Genomic DNA, 17,602 nt, shown 5'->3' with positions numbered 1-17,602 from the left:
TTTTGAAATAAAACACTTTCACCTGTTTCGTCATACAAGATTTTTGGTATAATGATATTAGCTTCGGCTGAAACTGCCCATATTGTATATTACGGAGACATACTTTTTATGAAAAAGACACTTGCACATCTCTTTATCACATTCCTGATCATGAACTGCCTGGCCTGTACCGCCTGCACCAAAGAAAAACCGCAGACTCCGGTGCCCAAGCCGCCGCTGCCTTATAAAATCAATCTGGTGTGGCAGCACGACCATAAGCCGGAAGTGGATCTTTCTGCATTGGACAAAGTTCCCGGCGTCAACGTAGTCTCCCCCTGTTGGTATGTTATCGACAATGAATTTGGAAAACTACAGGACAAAAGCATAGAAGGCTACGTGGAACTGTCCCACGCCAAAGGCTATCAGGTCTGGCCCCTGATCACCAACGGATTCAAGCCGGACCGCACCAAAAAATTGTTGGACGATGAAAATGCAAGGAAATATGTCATCGAACAATTGCGCCAGCAATACCAGAAGCACAAGTTCGACGGTATCAACCTGGACTTTGAGCATATTTACGAAGCGGATAAAGACCGGATTACAGAATTTGTAAAGCAGATCCGGAAAGCCACACAGCAGGATAAACTGATTCTGAGCATGGACGTAACCGTGCCAAAAGGCAGTCCCAATTGGTCCCTTTGCTTTGACCGGAAAGCACTGGCGGAACATCTTGACTACATGATGGTGATGGCTTATGACCAGTATTCCGGTGCCAGTCCGGAAGCCGGCCCCACGGCAGGTTATGACTGGGTGGAACGTGGCATCAAAAACACCCTGGAAGAAGTACCAGCCCATAAACTGGTACTGGGTATCCCTCTGTATATGCGTCTTTGGCACTACGACAAAGATAAAAAGCGCTTTTTCGCCAAGACCCTGAACATGCCCGGAGCAGAAAAAATCATGTCCGAAAAAGCTAACGACGAAACCTTCCGCTGCCGTTGGCTGGATAAAGAAAAGGTAACCTATGTTTCCTATATGGAGAACGATGTCCCTTATTCATTCTGGCAGGAAAACATAACCAGCCTGGAACACAAGGCAAGTCTGGTCAAAACATACGGACTGGGTGGCGTGGCCAGCTGGCGGTATGGATTTGAAAAACCGGAGATCTGGCCCATGCTGGAAGAAAAACTGAAAGAGGAGAAGTCTGATAAAGAAAACAAAACCAAATCAGGAAATGATATAAAAAATGAAACAAAAAACAAATAAAAAAACAGACCCTGCGCAAAACGCAGGGTCTTCATTTTTAATTGGTGCGGTAGAGAGGATTTGAACCTCCACGGGGTCAACCCCCACTAGCTCCTGAGGCTAGCGCGTCTGCCGTTCCGCCACTACCGCATGTTTCTGACATTCATCAGAACGCTTATTCAATATACAACAAATTCTGAATTCTGTCAAGAACTTTTTTACGATTTTCAAATTAATACTTATGGTGCGGTTGATGGGATTTGAACCCATACGAGGTTACCCTCACCACCCCCTCAAAGTGGCGTGTCTGCCGTTCCACCACAACCGCGGGAAGCATTAGTTTGCAACGTGATTATATTAGCATACTTGACAAGCTTCGTCAATGCTTTTTTACAGATTATCTCTTTGCAATCTCTTTAGGATGAGCAATGGTCTGGTATCCTTCAATCGCCAGCACAAACGCCAAAATCACCAGCAGCGTGCCGATGCCGGCCTGTGCATACGGGCCCCAGTCTGCAGCGCCTTTGGCAATGATGCCCAGCTGGTTGCGAACCGTCAGGAACAGGGAGCAGATGGTTACGATCAGCATGAAGGTCATAGGGAACAGGAACATCTTGTTGTTCTTGCCCGCATTGCCCAACCAGGTTGCCACTGCCAGCAAACCGATACCGGCCAGCAGCTGGTTGGCAGCACCGAACAGACCCCAGATTTTAGCAAAACCGTTAAGGCCTAACAGAACGCCCAGCACTACGGTAAGGATGGTAGCAAAATAAGGATTAACCATAAAGGAACGGAAACCGCCCTTTACATCACGCACAGTCTCACCGGGTTCAAGCCAGAATTCCTGGAACATGAAGCGGGCCAGACGGGTAGCCGTATCCAGAGAGGTCAGGCAGAATGCGGAATAGGTCAGTACTAACAGGGTGTAGAAGGAATTTTCCATGCCTTCCAGACCGGGAATAGCAGCAACCATAGCTGCGATGCCGCCGGCAAAAATGTCCGTGGCGCCTTTGGTGTGACCGGTTGTCCGGGCATAAGCGATAGCGCAGACGGTGATGATGGCCAGTACGCATTCCAGCAGCATGCCGCCGTAAGCGATGGGCTTGGCGTCGCTTTCCTTATCCAACTGTTTAGAGGTGGTACCGGAAGAAACCAGGGAATGGAAACCGGAAATAGCGCCGCAGGCTACGGTGGTGAACAGAATCGGGAACAGCAACTGTACACCGTTGCCGTTGTCTACAGCAAAACCGGTCACAGCCGGGAACAGTTTCGGGTCGATATCGGGATGGGCGCCTACGATACCTACGATAGCTACGATCAGCATAGCATACAACAGGAAGGAGCTCAGGTAGTCACGGGGCTGCAGCAGAATCCAGACCGGCGTTACGGAAGCAATGGTGATGTACAGGCCGATGATCCACATCCAGGTCTTGGTGGTAAAATAGAACGGATGGAAATTCATGCCGATAGCCATGCAAAGTACGATAGCAACTATACCTAAAATAGTGGAAGTCATCATGGAAGCATGACGGCGGTATACAGCAAAGCCGAACACGATGGCAATCAGGATGAACATAATGGATACCATCGCCACGGAAGCGTTGGTAGCGCTGGCTTTGTAGTCTATAGCGCCGTTTACCACTTTGGCGCCAAAAGTGGATGCTACGATAGCTGCGAAGGCCGCAACAACCAGGATCAGGGTCAGATACGAGAAAATAATGAAAAGACGTTTTGCCCGGCGGGACATGTTGGCAGAAATAACTTCACCGATAGACTGACCTTTATGACGTACCGACGCAAACAGGGCACCGAAGTCATGTACGCCGCCGAAGAATACGCCACCCACCAGAATCCACAGGGTCACAGGCAACCAACCGAACATGGCTGCGCCAATCGGGCCGGTAATGGGGCCTGCACCGGCAATAGACGAAAAATGATGCCCCATCAGTACAGGAGCTTTGGCAGGCACATAGTCCACGCCGTCTTCCAATGTATGGGCCGGTGTTGGAATGTCTCCTTCCCCAACGCCCCACTGTTTGACCAGCCAGCCGCCATACATGACGTAACCGCAGAACAGTACGGCTATGCCGATAAGAAGTAATACCAGTGTGTTCACAATAAATCCTCCCTTACTTTTTTACGGAAACGCCTGGCATATGCGCTTCCGGGAAAACGCTGTTTCCTAAGTTTTCCTTTCCTTTAATAATTACATTATTCCAGGAAAGAATCAGCGTAACCCTAATACTTTTTCCAGATTCTTCTTCATACAAAGACCGCTATGATTAAAATGCAGTTTCTGTTTTGACGCCTCAAAACAAGCTGCATGAAAATCCATCCATCCATGGAAGGAAAACCTGAACGATTTATATATCTTGCATTTTTCCAATGCTTTTACCGCATCCGGTTCTGCTGTTTCACAGACAAGAACCGGCGAAATATATGTGTACATATGACCCGGTCCTATATGGGCCAGCTTCATACCTTCTTCATAAGCATAATTCCGGCAGACCTCAAACATGTTCAACGTGAGCACCGGAACAGAAAACATAAAAATAAATTCTTCCTGATGGGTCGCCCACAGTTCGTTACGCTGGAACAGAAAATACTGTTCCGCTCTTTCGTAGTATTCACAGAGGGCAACAAAACAAACATCCCCCGGCAGAACCGGAGGTGTCAGTTTTCCTGCTTCACAAATCCCCTTAAACTCTTCCGGCGGCGGATTATATCCACCGTCAAACCGCGTCACGTTGTAGTAACGCCGGTAACCGTACAGAAGACGTTCGATTACTGTTTCTATTTTATTATCCATACACATTCCTGTTATCAAAAAGCTTCTTTGAAATTGGGAAAATTATATCACATCTGTCCATCGCAGTCTACAATTTATTTAAAAAATATGGCTATCATTTCTATTTCTGTAAAAAAATCGTGAATTTTATTTCACATTTTACAAAACAGTATAATTATTACATTTCATTTAAGGAAACACGCCTTACCTGCCCGTTTCCACTTTATCTTTATATAAACGATAATACTCATCTCTGTCATACAACACGGATGCCACATAATTTCGAGACTCCGGATAAGGAATCTTGCTGATTTCCCCAAAGTTGTAGTCCCAGCCGTTGGCATTCATCCATCCGTGGGTGTTCCCCCTGCCAGCATTGTAAGCCATCATCATCAGAAACAGATTGTCTTTAAACTCGTATTTCAATTCGGAAAGATACCAACAGCCCATGCGGATATTAATGCCCGGATTATACAACGAGTGGACGGAATACCCTTCCAGTCCCATCTGTTTGGCGATCCATTCCCCGGTTTCGGGCATAATCTGCATCATACCGATGGCCCCCACCGGCGATACGGCCCCCGGTTTAAACTCGCTTTCGTTCTTAATGACTGCGGCCACCAGAAACGGATCTATGCCGTTACGCCGGGCATAGGTAACGATTTCATTCTGGTAAGGCCACATATACACAAACCGCATCTGTACCGCATCGCTGCGCCAAAGCCGCCAGCCCGAAAAAGATATAACCACAAGAAGCAGCAGTACGTATATCCACATACGCCTGCTGCTCGCTCTTTTCTCTGCATCCGTTCCTTTTCGTTTAACAGGGCGGTGCTTCCGCCGCACACGCCGGCTTCCGGCTTTTTCCACCTTCGGCTCCGGCTGCGACGACGTTACCAGCGTTCTCTTTTTAGTCTGCTTTGCCTTCTTTTCCACCAAAACTCCGGACTCCCATCCGTCTAACCAAAAGCCACTATAAAACGTTTCCCGTTTTATACAATTATATATTGCTCAAACAGTTCCCAAAACCCTTTCCAGTTGTACTGCCGTCTGGGCTTTGGTCCTTTCAATCGAACCGCTGTTGTCAATTACAACATCCGCAAATTTTTCTTTGTCTTCCAGGGACATTTGGGCATTGATACGGACTGTCACCGCTTCTTTCGTTGCCCCGTCCCTGAGCATGGCACGCTGTATCTGCACTTCCTTCGGCACTTTCACCAGCCACACACTGTCCACTTTTTTATGCCAGCCGCACTCGATCAGCAACGGCACATCCAGTACCACTGCCATCGCATTCTTTTCACGCTGCTCCGCCAGAAACCGCTGCGCATCGTCCCACACCTGGTCCTGGACGATTTTTTCGTATTGCTTCAACAAGGATCTATCGTGAAAAACCCTGTCAGCCACCCAGGGCCGGTTCAGTTCCCCACTCTCCAGCAGACACTCCGGGCCGAAAAATGCCTTGATTCTTTGAAGACAAATGCTTCCTTTCTTTACCGACCTGCGGCTGGATTCATCTGCATCGAACACGGGGATACCCAACGTTTTCATATACGAGGATACCGTGCTCTTTCCGCTGCCGATTCCACCGGTCAAACCAATAACTATCATAATTTCACACTTTCCCTTATTTCGCACTGGCCCAGTCTTTACCGTAATTTACTTCTGCCAGCAACGGCACGTCAAGTTTAAAGGCGTTCTGCATTTCCGTCTGTACCAACGCCGCTGTGGCTTCCCGTTCCGCTTCTTTTACTTCCAAAACCAGTTCGTCATGTACCTGCAGCAGTACCCGCGACTCCAGGCCGGACTTCTGCAACGCCGCGTCCACCCGGAGCATGGCCAGTTTCATAATATCTGCCGCAGTACCCTGAATAGGGGTATTGATAGCTGTACGTTCCGCAAAGCTGCGCAGGTTGAAGTTCCGGTTGTTGATGTCCGGCAGGTACCGGCGTCGTCCCAGCAGGGTGGCCACATAGCCCTGACTACGCGCCTCCGTTTTCATCCGTTCCATGTAATCCTTTACGCCCTGATACCGGGCCAGATAATTCCTGATAAAATCCCCTGCTTCCTGGCGGCTGCAACCCAGCTGCACAGCCAGCCCGAAATCGCTGATACCGTATACGATGCCGAAATTGACAGCTTTGGCCCGGCTGCGCATCTCATGGGATACCAGGTCCAGGGGTACGCCGAACACTTCACTGGCCGTACGGGCATGTACGTCCTGATTCTCCCGGAAGGATTCCAGCATCAGGGGATCCTGTGCCACATGGGCCAGAATTCGCAGCTCAATCTGGGAATAATCGCAGGACATAAGCCAGTCGTACCCGGAACCCGGCACAAACAGAGCCCGGATTCCTCTGCCGATTTCCGTACGGGTGGGAATGTTCTGCAGATTGGGGTCTGTACTGGAAAGACGCCCCGTTACCGTAACAGTCTGCCGGAAATGGGTATGGATCCGTCCCGTTGTTTTGTTGATCAGTGGTTTCATCCCTTCCAGATAGGTGGACTGAAGCTTGGCCAGTACACGGAACTGCAGAATGGTATCTACCAGCGGGTGCTTTCCCTTCAGTTCCTCCAGTACTTTCACATCGGTAGAATACCCTGTCTTCGTCTTTTTAATAACGGGCAGACCCAGTTTTTCAAATAAAACAACACCAAGCTGTTTGGGGGAGTTGGGATTAAAGTCCGGATCCTCAGCCTGTTCTTTCGCCAGTTCCTCCAAGCCCCGGATTCGTCCGGCAATCTCATGACTGACCTCATCCAGCTTCTTTTCATCTGCCGTCACTCCTGCCAGTTCCATACGGGCCAGCACAGGAGCCAAGGGCAGTTCAATCTCTTTATATAATTTCATCAGTTCCTTATCCTGCAGGGACTTCCGTACTGTCTCCGCCACCCGGACCAGCGTGTGACAGTCCGGCGTCCGGTCCTGTCCCAGATAATGCCAGGCCAGATCGGTCAGGGCATAACCGCTGCGGCCCGGATCATCCAGATACGCCGCCAGCGTAATGTCTTCTATTATGTTCCGGGGTTCCACGTTCTGACAGAAACAGGTCCGGAACACTTCCTTACTGTTCGCCGTCCCCTTAGGGTTAGGGGCAGACCCCAGCCATCGGGTAAACGCCGCCAGCGCTTCCGGGCCGCCTAAAAGATATTCCTGCCCGTTATAAAGCAGGCGGGCGCTGACAAACTGCAGATTCGGAATCTCCCCGGCAGTTTCCGCTATGAACCATACAGCCCCGGCAGCATCCATGGCAACCGCCTCTTCCTGCCACTGCCCCGCTGTATCTATCTGTTTTACTGCTGCGGCAGGCACCACCGTACCAAACAGGCTGCTCATGCCATTCTCCGGAACCTCTACAGCGGTTCCGTCCTGAAACACCTGCGTATGATTTTCAGCAGGAGCAAACAGAGATACCTCTCCCTGCGAGGCCGCATCCTGATTACCTGACAGACCGGCAGTGGTCTCCCCTTTCGCAACAGAAGAAGCTCCTTCACTGCCGTCTGCAAGCCCTGGCACAGTACCCATAATCTGACCGAATTGTTGAAAGAAACCACGAAACTCCAGTTCCAGCATCTTCTGACGGGCTTTATCCTCCAACGGTTTCAGGGCATAGGCATCCAGTGCCAAATCCAGATTCGGCACATCAGTATAAATCGTGGCCAGTTCTTTGGAAAGCAACGCCTGCTCCTGATTGCCGGCCAGTTTTTCCTTAAGGCTTTTACCTTTCACTTCATCTATATGGTCCAGCACATTTTCCACGCTGCCATATTCCGCAATCAGCTTCAGTGCGGTCTTCGGTCCTACCCCGGGCACGCCGGGAATATTGTCAGACGTATCCCCCATCAGCCCTTTCAGATCAATGAGCTGCAACGGAGCAAGACCTTCATAGTCTTCCATGAAGGCAGCTTCATCATATAACTTAATATCGGATATTCCCTTTTTCGTGTACATGACACGGGTGCGCCCGTCAATGAGTTGCAGTTCGTCCCGGTCGCCGGTAACAATATACACCTCAACTGACGGATCTGCCTTTTTCGCAAAGGTACCGATAATATCGTCCGCTTCGTAGTCATCCATTTCCAATGCCGGAATCCCCATGGCCTGCAATACCTCCATGCACATGGGAAACTGTTCCTTCAGTTCAGGCGGCGTAGGTTTACGCTGCCCTTTATAATCAGCGAACAGTTTGCTGCGGAAGGTCTTCCTGGATTTATCAAAGGCCGCAACCACCCAGCGGGGCTTCACGTCCAAAAGCAATTTGTGAAACATGCGCAGGAACCCGTATACGGCGCCTGTATGCTGCCCTTTCCGGTTAGTCAGAGGCGGCAGGGCGAAAAAAGCCCGGTGGATCAGACTGCTTCCGTCAATTACCAAAAATTTGTCAGCCATGGTATTTCTCCTGGTAAAAAAACAGGCGATAACCGTAACCTATCGCCTGTACTGATTCTTAAAATTTATTTTGCAGCCGGGTCAGCAGTGGAACCGGAGCTTACCGGCGTTGCCGGAGTAGTCGTCGTATCCGCCGGATCCAGCACACCGCCCTGGGCTTTGATCAACTGCTCCACTTTGTCCCGCAGGATTCGTTTGTCATCTTCCAAAAGGGCAATCTGTTCATTCAGCTTGCGATTCTGCCACATGCTGCGTGTCTTGACGGTAATACCCCAGACGATTCCCAACAAAAGACCGCAGATAACCGAAATCAGCACCACCAGTACCAGATTCAGGCGGAAGCTCCACATAAATAGCGTAAGATCCACCATCATGGAATTCTGGATAGCCAGAATTGCGACCAATACAGCAACAATTGCACTTACAATCATAAACGGCATAACGTCAACCTCTTTTCCCTAACGATAAAGGCCTGCGGCTTTTGTCAGCAGCTTCTTCTAAACTGAAGCTCTGTCATCCGGCTTCGTTTCTTCCTGTATTTACATGCACTCTTTAATAGCTCTGGCCATGCGCTTTACGCCTTCCACGATTTTGTCGTCGGGCATACAGGAATAGTTCACGCGCAGGCTGCGGTCTGTCTTGTCATTGGGATAGAAAGCGTCGCCGATAACCGCCGCTACCTTCTGCTCGATGCACTTGTCAAATACCTTGCGGGCACTGACACCTTCCGGCACGGTCACCCACAGGAACAGACCACCATCCGGACGGGTGAATTCCACACCGGCCGGGAACTCATCTTCCATAGTCTTCAGGATGAGGTCACGGCGATGACCGTACAGTTCCACAATTTCCTTCACATGGGCATCCAGATCATAGGTATCCATATAAGCATCGGCCACGCCCTGGTCAAAGTTTGAAGTATGCAGGTCCGCGCTCTGCTTAATCATCACAAATTTTTCTACGATGGCATGTGGCCCCGCAATCCAGCCCAGACGGAGACCGGGGCAGAAAATCTTGGAGAAAGTGCCCAGGAAAGAAACCAGGCCCTTGGTGTCCATGGACTTCAGGGTCGGATACGCCGTTCCACTGTAACGTAATTCCCCGTACGGATTATCTTCAAAAACCGGGATATCGTATTTGTTGATAACTTCCATGAATTTTTTACGGCGTTCCAGGCTCCAGCAAATGCCGGTAGGATTCTGGAAGTCAGGAATTACATAAATAAATTTGCATTTCGGAGTGGTAGCAAGAATTTTGTCCAGCTCTTCCGGAATAATGCCTTCTCCGTCAGTAGGAACTTCTTTAAAAACAGGCTGATAAGCGTTAAATGCGTTCAGCGCGCCCAGGTAGGACGGGCTTTCGCACAGCACCACGTCGCCGGGGTCCAGAAACAGTTTGCCGGCAAAGTCCAGACACTGCTGAGAGCCGGTGGTAATCAGGATATCGTCAGGCACGACCGGGGTACCGTATTTTTCCGTCATGCGTTTGGCAATCTTGGCCCGGAGGGTAGGACGGCCTTCGGTGGTCGCATACTGCAGCAGCTGCTGGCCTTCTTTTTCTACCAGATCGTGGGAAACCTGGGCAATTTCCTTCACCGGGAACAGTTCCTTGGCCGGCAGTCCGCCTGCAAACGAAATGATGTCCGGCTGAGCCGTCAGCTTTAACAGTTCACGGATTTCGGATGCCTTCATCCGGTCCATACGTGATGCGAATTTGTATTCCATAATAAAATCCCCTCTTTCATAATTATATATTAAAAATTTTATCACTTGGAAAATACAGTGTCAACAAAGAAAACGAAAAAGCACCGGAGATGTCCTTCCCTCTCCCGGCTCGCTACGGCAGCATCCGGCTTTGCTTTTGCTGCCTGAAACTCACCGATGGGACAAGCCCTTCCAGGACAATCTTCGGTGCTTTTTTATTTACTTTTTAACAATTCATATTTACTTTTTAACAATTACAGTAATTAATACATTCCACGGAACTTCATGGCCACAGCCAGACGTTTCAGCGCCGCGATATAAGCAGCAACACGCATGGACACCTTGTATTCCTGAGACAGTTCGTACACTTCCTTGAAGGCCTTAACCATCATATCGATCTGACGGTTTTTCACTTCTTCTTCCGTCCAGTAAAACCGGTACAGGTTCTGAACCCATTCGAAGTAAGACACTGTTACGCCACCGCCGTTGGCCAGGATATCAGGGACCACAAAGACGCCTTTCTTGTCCAGGATCTCATCTGCTTCCGGAGTGGTGGGGCCGTTAGCGCCTTCGCAGATGATGGTGGCTTTAATCTTTTTGGCATTCTCTTTGGTAATCTGGTTTTCCATGGCGCAGGGGAACAGTACGTCGACCTTCTGTTCCAGAACCAGTTCCTTTTCAATCGGTTCCGCATCAGGATAGCCCACTACACTGTGATCCTTGCTGGCAGCAGTATACTCAGCCAATTTATAGGGATCGATGCCTTTCTTGTTGTAAACCGCGCCAAATACATCGGAGACAGCTACAATCTTCATGCCTTCGTCAAAGGCCAGTTTTGCGGTCCAGCTGCCAACATTGCCAAAGCCCTGTACGGAAGCGGTCGCGCCTTTTACTTTCATACCCTTTACTTTCAGCGCTTCCAGTGCTGCGGTTACCACACCACGGCCGGTGGCAGCCGTACGTCCCAGAGAGCCGCCTACGGAAATATCCTTACCGGTGATGAAACCGGGCTCATACTGACCGGTAATTTTGCTGTATTCATCCATCATCCAGCCCATGATTTTGGCATTGGTATTCATGTCCGGAGCCGGAATATCTTTCTTTTCGCCGATAACGCCCGCAATCTTGTCAATGTAGCCGCGGGTCAGGGCCTCCAATTCCCGTTCTGATAATTTCGACACATCTACGATAATGCCGCCCTTGCCACCTCCGTAAGGAAGGCCTGCCACTGCGCACTTGCAGGTCATCCAGAAGGCCAGGGTCTTCACTTCGTCCATATTGACAGCCGTATGATACCGCACGCCGCCCTTGGCCGGTCCCATAATGGTGCTGTGCTGGCACCGGTACCCGGTGAACACCTGTACAGATCCGTCATCCATCCGGACCGGAATATGTACTTCCGTAGTCTTTTCCGGTACCGCAATAATAGCGGCAGCGCCAGGATCCAGCTTCATTGCCTTTATGGCTTTGTTCAGCGGAATCATAGATTGCTCGATCAGTCCCATGATAAACTCCTCCTTACATTAAAAAATATGTATCTGTTTCTTTCTATAACCTGGGCAGGTTGAGTACACTGCATCGAAATATCGCAGAAATATTGCAACATTTTTATTGTTTTTATTATAGCACATATATCCCGCAATGTAAAATTCTTTACATTGAATTTCGCTCCCGGATAGCCTCCGTTCTCCTTCTTACTGTTTATACGCAAAAAGCTTTCGGAGAAAGCTTTTTTCATTACAATAAATTCCGGAAAAAACAGTGGCGAAAAAAGCGTTGTCCATATGAAAAATTCTCCCCTGCCAAGCCTTGCAGATATGCGGGTTAGCAACATTTTTAAAAAAATATTTTTTTTACAAAAAAAACATTGCTATCACAGACTTTTGCATGTATAATGCAAGTACAAATAATAACAGAATGTAAATTGGGTCAGCCTGCCCGAAATTTCAATTTCCAAATGGCTTTCCTGCCCGGGGAAGAGTGAAGCAGATATCTGTCTGTAACCTCAGTTCCCTGACTATTACTTGGCAGAAACCGCCTGCCAGCGGTTTCTCAGGAAAGGTTGTGATTGCAATGAATGAATTAATCCGTTTGGAAGGGATTACCAAAAAGTTTGGCGAGCATCTTATTATCCCTACGTTAGACCTTACCATCAATGACGGTGAATTTGTAACACTGCTTGGCCCCTCCGGCTGTGGCAAGACTACACTGCTGCGTATGATAGCCGGTCTGGAGACCCCTACTACCGGCCGTGTCATCCTGGACGGCAAAGATATTACCAAACTGCCGCCCTATAAACGCAATGTCAATATGGTGTTTCAGAACTATGCGTTGTTCCCACATATGACCGTAACGGAGAATATCCATTTCGGTCTGAAGATGCAGGGCGTACCCAACGATGAAGCCAAGGAACGCATTAATCAGGTACTGTACCTGACCCAGTTGGAACAGTTCCGGGACCGTTACCCCTCTCAGATGTCCGGCGGCCAGCAGCAGCGGGTAGCCATTGCCCGGGCCCTGGTAAACAGTCCCAAGGTACTGTTGCTGGATGAACCCCTGGGCGCCCTGGATTACCAATTACGCAAAAAACTGCAGCTGGAACTGAAGAACCTGCAGCGTGGCCTTGGCCTGACCTTTGTCTTCGTCACCCACGACCAGGAAGAAGCCCTCACTATGAGCGACCGCATCGTCATCATGCACGATGGCGTTATTCAGCAGGACGGAGATCCCAACGGCATCTACCATCATCCGAAGAATACCTTTGTTGCCCGCTTCATCGGCGAAAGTAATTTCTTTGATATCGGCAACGATACCTTTGCGCTGCGCCCGGAAAAGCTGAACCTTTGTCCGGAAGAGGAGGAAAAACCGGATCATCCGGAGCCTAAATTCTTTGGCACCGTAGTTGACATCGTCTTTTACGGCACCATCGACAAAGTCTTCATCCGTCTCGACAACACGAACCAGACCGTCATCGCCTACCAGTATTTTGATGACGTGCACCGCTGGCAGGCCGATGACCGGGTAGGTATCTGGTGGTATGACCGTGACGGTGTGAAAGTGGAAAAAGAATAGGAAGGCAGAAACATGAAAAACGGTAAATTACTGATTGCTCCTTCCATGCTGTGGCTGGGGATTTTCTTTATCATCCCCATGCTCATTGTAGTAGCAGTTTCCTTTGCCGCCCGCACCCCCTACGGCCAGGTGGTCTTCAACTGGAACCTGAATAACTACATCCGCTTCCTGGAGCCTTTATATCTTTCCATTTTCGGACAGACCCTGCTGGTAGCCCTGGTCACCACCGTGGCGACCATTCTCATGGGGTATCCCCTGGCCTATTACATCGCCCAGCTACCTAAACGCTGGCAGCAGCCGGGACTGATCCTGTGCATGATTCCCTTCTGGATCAACTTCCTGATTCGTTCCTATGCGTGGGTCATCATCCTCCGGGCTCAGGGCGTACTGAATACTTTTTTAATGAAGGCCGGTTTTATCGAGCAGCCACTGCAGTTGTTATATAACGAAGGCGCCGTAATGCTGGGCATGATTTACTCTCTGCTGCCCTTCATGATCCTGCCGATTTACGTTTCCATCGAACAGCTGGACCGTAGGCTGCTGGAAGCTGCTTCCGATCTGGGAGCCGCTCCCTTTACTGCTTTTCGGAAGATTACCCTGCCCCTGACCATGCCCGGGGTGGCTGCCGGGACCATCCTGGTGTTTATCTCCTCTCTGGGTATGTTCGTCGTACCTGATGTCATGGGCGGTGCCAAGTCAGCTTTAGTGGGCAACCTGATTCAGAACCAGTTCCTGTCAGCCCGTGACTGGCCCTTCGGTTCGGCCCTGTCCATCGTGCTGGCAGTTCTTTCGCTGCTTCTGATCATCCTCTATTACCGTGCCATCCAGGCGCAGAACGGAGGTGCGGAAAATGCAAAAAACGTGGCGTAGTCACTTGCTGTTAGCCTATTCTCTGGTCATTCTGGCCTTTTTATATGTGCCTCTGATCATTCTGGCCATGTATTCCTTTAACGACTCCCGTATCAATGCAGTATGGACCGGCTTCACTTTCCGGTGGTACGAGCAATTGTTCAACAACCGACGGGTTCTGGAGGCCCTGATCAATACCCTGGTCATCGGCTTTGCCTCCACCATCGTTTCCACCACCCTGGGTACCATCGCCGCCATCGCTCTGCACCGGTACAAATTCAAGATGCAGAGCGTCATCAACGGTCTGGTATACCTTCCCATCTTAATTCCGGAAATCGTCATGGGGCTGTCGTTGCTGGTACTGTTCTCCCAGGCCCACATCCCTCTGGGCAAAGGTTCCCTGATCCTGGCCCATATCACCTTCTGCCTGTCTTTTGTTGTCATCACGGTCGGCGCCCGCCTGGACGGCATGCGGAGCGACTACGAACAGGCAGCCAGCGACCTGTACGCCACTCCGTGGCAGTGCTTTCGCTATGTGACCCTGCCCCTGATCATGCCTGGCATCGTAGCCGGTGCCCTGATCGCCTTTACCCTCTCCATTGATGATTTCGTTATCAGCTTCTTCGTGGCCGGCCCCAACTCCACCACGTTGCCGCTATATATCTACGCCATGGTAAAACGGGGTATCTCGCCGGAAATTAATGCCCTGTCTACCCTGATGATGGCAGTAGAAATTATCCTGGTGCTGCTGGCGGAGTTTCTGCAGCCCAGCCACAAGGCAAAAGCGGAAGATTAAACTGACTACTAAAAAGGAGGGATGCTGTGAAATGAGTTTATTTTGTACAGACGACGCGATCCCTGAGAGTATGCTCTCCCAGCTTTAGTGATTGATTATTGGTTGACGTAAAAACAAAAGCGACATAACATCTGAACCTGAAATTTGTTTCCATTGGAAACGGATCTTAAAGTTAACAAGAAAAGAGGTTGATACGATTTGAAAAAAATTACCCTGATGCTCTTACTCGTTGTATGCTTTACGTTCGTACTGACCGGCTGCGGCGGCGGTGACAAAAAAGCCGACGCGCCTAAGGATTCCGGCAAAAAAGCTGAAGCCCAGGTACTGAACATCTACAGCTGGGCCGATTATTTCGATCCCCAGGTCCTGGCCGAATTTGAAAAAGCCAACAACTGCCGTGTCAATTATGACGTGTATTCCAACAACGAAGAACTGCTGGCCAAGATGCAGGCCGGCGGCGCCCAGTTCGACATCATCCAGCCTTCCGACTACATGGTGACCACCATGATCCAGCTGAACATGCTGGAAAAGCTGGACCACAGCAAACTGCCTAACGCAGCCAACCTGATCGACAGCCTGAAGCATCCGGATTATGACAAGAAACAAGAATTTGCCATTCCCTATGTATGGGGCATCACCGGTATCGCCTATAACAAAAAATATGTGAAAGATCCCATTACCAGCTGGGCCGACCTGTGGAAGCCTGAATACAAGGGACACATTATCCTGTTAAACGACAACCGGGAAGTATTCAGCCTTGCGCTAAAGAAACTGGGTAAATCCAACAACAGTACCGACCCGAAAGAAGTGGAAGCTGCTTTCAACGAATTGAAAAAGCTGAATGCCAACGTGCTGGCCTATGATACGGAAAATAATAAGCAGAAAATGATTGCCGAAGAAGCCTGGATTGCCCAGATGTGGAGCGGCGACGCCTCTTTCTGCAACTTTGACAATCCCAGCATTGAGTTCTGCGTACCGAAAGAAGGCACCCTGATTTGGGCCGACAACATGGCCATCCCCAAAGGTGCCAAAAACAAAGAACTGGCACTGAAGTTCTTGAATTACATCTACGACCCCCAGGTCAGCGCCCGGAACTTCAATTATATCCGCGTACCCAACGCCAACGCCAAAGCCATTCCGCTGCAGAAGAAAGAAGTTGTGGACAGCCCGATCCTGAAACAGGCTAACAGCCAGGCTGACAAGGGAGAATGGCTCCATGACATCGGAAACGCCATTACCATGTATGACAAGTACTGGACAGAACTAAAGACAGGTAAATAATAGTAACGAGTATATAATTACGCTCCGGTTATTCCCCCTCTCCCCCGAATTGCATCGCCGACCTGCCCGCAAGTGGGCTTATGGTTTGTCAAGGGACAATTCGAAGGGAACCCCCAGAGGGAAGTAACCGGAGCTGTTCTTTTTTATTGGAACAATACAAGTCTGAACTTTCATTCCGTCCAAACAGATGTCTGAAGTGGTTTTAATTGTTACTTTCGACGTTACAACGTCGCCCTCTGAAATGAAACTTTTGGCGCTGTTTTTTTCTCCTTGTAAGAAAAATATGCACAGAATCAATAAATATGATATAATGTGTCTGCAATATATTTGCAAACTGGCTTACTGGTGGTGCAGTTTCGGCTGCCAGTATGGAGAAAAGGAGGAGTTTTTATAAAATGAAAAAAAATCTTGTTCTGTTGTTCTGTTTTTTGGTACTTTTGCTGACAGCCTGCGGCGGACCGGAAAAGAAGGCGGATAAACCTGCGGAACCTGTGAAAAAGGAAGAACCCGCAAAACCGGCCGAACCTGCAAAAAATGCTGAAGGAAAGCAAGTACTCAACCTGTTCAGCTGGGCTGATAATTTTGACCCCGAAGTTCTGGCAGATTTCGAGAAGAAATTCAACTGCAAGATTAACTATGACGTATTTGCCAACAACGAAGAACTTCTGGCTAAAATTCAGGCTGGCGGAGCACGCTATGACGTGATCCAGCCCAGCGACTATATGGTTACGACCATGTTGAAACTCAACCTGCTCGAAGAACTGGACCTGAGCAAGATTCCCAATACAAAAAACCTTATCAAAGACTTACAGGCACCTGCCTATGACCCCACCGGAACCCATTCCGTTGTATACTCCTGGGGCATCACGGGCATCGCTTATAATAAAAAATACGTAAAAACGCCGCCTACTTCCTGGCGGGATCTGTGGAACCCGGCCTACAAGGGTCGCGTAGTACTGCTGAACGACGTACGGGAAGTCATCAGTTTTGCCATGAAGATGCACGGACACTCCCTGAACAGCGTGGATAAAAACCATCTGGCAGAATGCATGAAAGACCTGAAAGCCCTGTCTCCCAACATCCTGGCTTACGACACGGATACCATCAAGCAGAAATTTATTGCGGAAGAAGCCTGGATCGGCACCATGTGGAGCGGCGACGCTTACTTCAGCTTCAAGGAAAACAACAATATTGGCTTTGTGGTTCCCAAAGAAGGCACCGGCATCTGGGCCGACTGCTTTGCCATCCCCAAAGGCGCCAAGAACAAAGCCCTGGCCCAGGAATTCATCAATTACCTGTATGATCCCAAAGTCAGCGCCAAGAACTATGAATATATCGGTTATAACGATCCTAACCTGGCAGCAGCCCCATATCACAGCGAAGAGTTCAAAAACGACCCCATTCTGAAAACCGCCAAAGATTACATTGGAAACTCCGAATGGACAGATGACGTTGGTGACGCCATAGAGTTGTATGACCGTTGCTGGACAGAATTGAAG

General features: G+C 49.5%; 14 protein-coding genes and 2 tRNA genes. 6 read left to right on the top strand and 10 right to left on the bottom strand.

Annotation, left to right across the window (positions count from 1 at the left end):
- Window positions 1–108: 108 nt before the first annotated feature.
- Complete coding sequence (locus ACZOWY_RS06350; protein ID WP_484393869.1) at window positions 109–1,245, top strand: glycosyl hydrolase family 18 protein; 1,137 nt, start codon at window positions 109–111, stop codon at window positions 1,243–1,245.
- Window positions 1,246–1,287: 42 nt separating this feature from the next.
- On the opposite strand, the gene ACZOWY_RS06345 is transcribed toward ACZOWY_RS06350, so the two are convergent.
- From ACZOWY_RS06345 to ACZOWY_RS06300, 10 genes are all read right to left on the bottom strand, one after another.
- Window positions 1,288–1,374, bottom strand: a tRNA-Leu gene (locus ACZOWY_RS06345).
- Window positions 1,375–1,466: 92 nt separating this feature from the next.
- Window positions 1,467–1,552: transfer RNA gene (locus ACZOWY_RS06340), tRNA-Leu, on the bottom strand.
- 69 nt (window positions 1,553–1,621) lie between these two features.
- Window positions 1,622–3,340 (bottom strand): carbon starvation CstA family protein, encoded by a 1,719-nt coding sequence (locus ACZOWY_RS06335; protein WP_484393864.1) that lies wholly within the window; start codon window positions 3,338–3,340, stop codon window positions 1,622–1,624.
- 111 nt (window positions 3,341–3,451) lie between these two features.
- Complete coding sequence (locus ACZOWY_RS06330) at window positions 3,452–4,033, bottom strand: DUF8052 family protein (RefSeq protein ID WP_484393860.1); 582 nt, start codon at window positions 4,031–4,033, stop codon at window positions 3,452–3,454.
- A gap of 183 nt (window positions 4,034–4,216) precedes the next feature.
- Entirely contained in the window at window positions 4,217–4,948 is a 732-nt protein-coding gene (locus ACZOWY_RS06325; protein ID WP_484394214.1) for a lytic transglycosylase domain-containing protein, read from the bottom strand.
- Window positions 4,949–5,023: 75 nt separating this feature from the next.
- Window positions 5,024–5,623, bottom strand: coding sequence for a dephospho-CoA kinase (gene coaE / locus ACZOWY_RS06320; RefSeq protein WP_484393856.1), 600 nt, complete (start codon window positions 5,621–5,623; stop codon window positions 5,024–5,026).
- A gap of 16 nt (window positions 5,624–5,639) precedes the next feature.
- The gene (gene polA, locus ACZOWY_RS06315) at window positions 5,640–8,402 is read right to left on the bottom strand and encodes a DNA polymerase I (protein ID WP_484393852.1); all 2,763 of its coding nucleotides are present in this window, start codon (window positions 8,400–8,402) and stop codon (window positions 5,640–5,642) included.
- A gap of 65 nt (window positions 8,403–8,467) precedes the next feature.
- Complete coding sequence (locus ACZOWY_RS06310) at window positions 8,468–8,833, bottom strand: LapA family protein (RefSeq protein ID WP_484393848.1); 366 nt, start codon at window positions 8,831–8,833, stop codon at window positions 8,468–8,470.
- A gap of 108 nt (window positions 8,834–8,941) precedes the next feature.
- Window positions 8,942–10,126 carry an aminotransferase-like domain-containing protein gene (locus ACZOWY_RS06305; RefSeq protein ID WP_484393843.1) on the bottom strand — a complete coding sequence of 395 codons (1,185 nt, stop codon included), beginning with the start codon at window positions 10,124–10,126 and terminating at the stop codon, window positions 8,942–8,944.
- Window positions 10,127–10,368: 242 nt separating this feature from the next.
- A complete protein-coding gene (locus tag ACZOWY_RS06300) occupies window positions 10,369–11,610 on the bottom strand; it encodes a Glu/Leu/Phe/Val family dehydrogenase (RefSeq protein ID WP_484393838.1) in 1,242 nt (413 codons plus the stop codon).
- A gap of 568 nt (window positions 11,611–12,178) precedes the next feature.
- Here ACZOWY_RS06300 and ACZOWY_RS06295 point away from each other — a divergent pair.
- From ACZOWY_RS06295 to ACZOWY_RS06275, 5 genes are all read left to right on the top strand, one after another.
- Window positions 12,179–13,177 carry an ABC transporter ATP-binding protein gene (locus ACZOWY_RS06295; RefSeq protein WP_484393834.1) on the top strand — a complete coding sequence of 333 codons (999 nt, stop codon included), beginning with the start codon at window positions 12,179–12,181 and terminating at the stop codon, window positions 13,175–13,177.
- A 12-nt stretch (window positions 13,178–13,189) separates the two neighbouring features.
- Window positions 13,190–14,047, top strand: coding sequence for an ABC transporter permease (locus ACZOWY_RS06290; RefSeq protein WP_484393829.1), 858 nt, complete (start codon window positions 13,190–13,192; stop codon window positions 14,045–14,047).
- A complete protein-coding gene (locus ACZOWY_RS06285) occupies window positions 14,028–14,822 on the top strand; it encodes an ABC transporter permease (RefSeq protein WP_484393824.1) in 795 nt (264 codons plus the stop codon). Before ACZOWY_RS06290 ends, ACZOWY_RS06285 begins: the two co-directional genes overlap by 20 nt.
- Window positions 14,823–15,038: 216 nt before the next feature.
- A complete protein-coding gene (locus ACZOWY_RS06280; protein WP_484394209.1) occupies window positions 15,039–16,103 on the top strand; it encodes a polyamine ABC transporter substrate-binding protein in 1,065 nt (354 codons plus the stop codon).
- A gap of 395 nt (window positions 16,104–16,498) precedes the next feature.
- The coding region (locus ACZOWY_RS06275) for a polyamine ABC transporter substrate-binding protein (RefSeq protein ID WP_484393819.1) at window positions 16,499–17,602 on the top strand (1,104 nt) is incomplete at its 3' end.

It is taken from the genome of Succiniclasticum sp. (assembly GCF_056977735.1).
This window is presented reverse-complemented; position numbering and strand designations above follow the sequence as displayed.